The sequence below is a fragment of the Clostridium cavendishii DSM 21758 genome (assembly GCF_900141845.1).
GTDB lineage: Bacteria > Bacillota > Clostridia > Clostridiales > Clostridiaceae > Clostridium_AG > Clostridium_AG cavendishii.
Map to the genome: position 1 here is coordinate 1 of NZ_FQZB01000051.1, position 1,659 is coordinate 1,659.

The 1,659-nt window shown below is 31.3% G+C and carries 2 protein-coding genes; both read left to right on the forward strand.

Going from position 1 to position 1,659, the window contains the following annotated elements:
• The first annotated feature begins 14 nt into the window (after positions 1-14).
• Positions 15-158 (forward strand): LPXTG cell wall anchor domain-containing protein, encoded by a 144-nt coding sequence (locus tag BUB01_RS24045; protein WP_207650011.1) that lies wholly within the window; start codon positions 15-17, stop codon positions 156-158.
• 161 nt (positions 159-319) lie between these two features.
• A partial coding sequence (locus BUB01_RS22595; protein ID WP_143152568.1) for a glycoside hydrolase family 31 protein occupies positions 320-1,659 on the forward strand: 1,340 nt, incomplete at its 3' end.

Consider the following 1,659-nt stretch of genomic DNA (forward strand, 5'->3'; position numbering starts at 1 on the left):
TCTCAAAATATGTAATAGCTGAAAAACAAGATGGAAATAGCAATTTACCTAAGACAGGAAGTAATGTAAATACAACAGCTAATATTGTGTTAGCCCTAGCATTAATTGGTTTAGGTGCAGTGGTTGTTATTAGAAGAAGAAAATCCAGAGCAAATTAAAATCTATACACTTTATTCATAAAAAATTGTTTTTGGGGGGATTTATTAATGTTTATAAATCCTTCCCTTTTAAGTCTAAATAATAAATTAAGTTTGAATTCATCAAAGATATAGGACAACTGGTTAGATACTTAAAAATATTAAAAAATGGAGGAAAATTTATGGGTAAAAGGTCATTTTTTAAGAATGTTGTTGCATTTATATCAACATTTACGGTATTAACAAGTTTAGTTGCTACAAATACTGTAGGAAGTGTAAACGTTATGGCTTCTGAGATACAGGCTTCTAATGATGGGTTTATTACAGTAGGGAGTATTAAAGAGATTAAACAGGAAAAGAATAAAATTAATATTTCCACTGGTAGTGAAAAATTACAAGTTATTTTTCTTAAGGATGATGTATTCAGGATTTGGATGGATCCAACAGGAAAATTTGAAGATCCTACAAATGAGAAAATAATAGATAAAAAAGATTATAAAGGCGTAGAACCAGCAGTTGAGGATAAAGGCGAATACTATAAAATATTTACTGGAACAGTAGTTCTTCGTGCATATAAAGCTCCATTAAAATTTGCAATGTATGATAAGGATAATAAAAAAGAAATTTGGAGTGAAAAAGAACCTTTAAAATATAATAATGAGTCTACTAAACAAACATTAGATAATAAAGATGATGAGGATTTTTATGGTTGTGGAGTTCAAAATGGTTATTTCTCACATAAAAATAAAGATATGAATATAAGTCTTAAGATTTCTCATTGGAATGATGGTTCGTCTTCAAATCCAGTTCCATTTTATATGAGTACAGCTGGTTATGGAGTATTTAGAAATACATTTTCTCCGGGAACTTATAGTTTTAAAAAGACTGGTATAATGAATCATGAAGAAAAAAGATTTGATGCATTTTATTTTGCAGGAGATATCAAAAATGTTATGAATAGTTATACAGAGTTAACTGGAAGACCAAGCTTACTTCCAAGGTGGGGATTTGGCGTAGGCGATGCAGATTGCTACAATACTCAAAATCCTAGTTATACAGGTGATAAAAATAAACCAGGTAAAGTAACTACAACTGATGTTTTAAATGTTACAAAAAAGTATAGGGACTTGGATATGCCAGGTGGATGGATATTGCCTAATGATGGATATGGTTGTGGATATGAAAATTTAGATAAAGTCGTACAAGAGGCTGGAAAACAAGGTTTTAAGGTTGGGTTATGGACACAAAATGGTGTTGATAAGATAAAAGAGGAAGTTGGAAAGATTGGTACAAGATTATGCAAACTTGATGTTGCATGGGTAGGACCTGGATATGAATATGGGTTAGATGCTACAAAATCAGCTTATGAAGGAATTGAAAATAATTCTAATTCAAGGGGATTTGTATGGGCTGTGTGTGGATGGGCTGGAACTCAAAGATATTCAACAGTATGGACTGGAGATCAAACAGGTGGTAATTTTGAGTATATAAGATTCCATATTCCTTCTGTTATAGGTGGCGG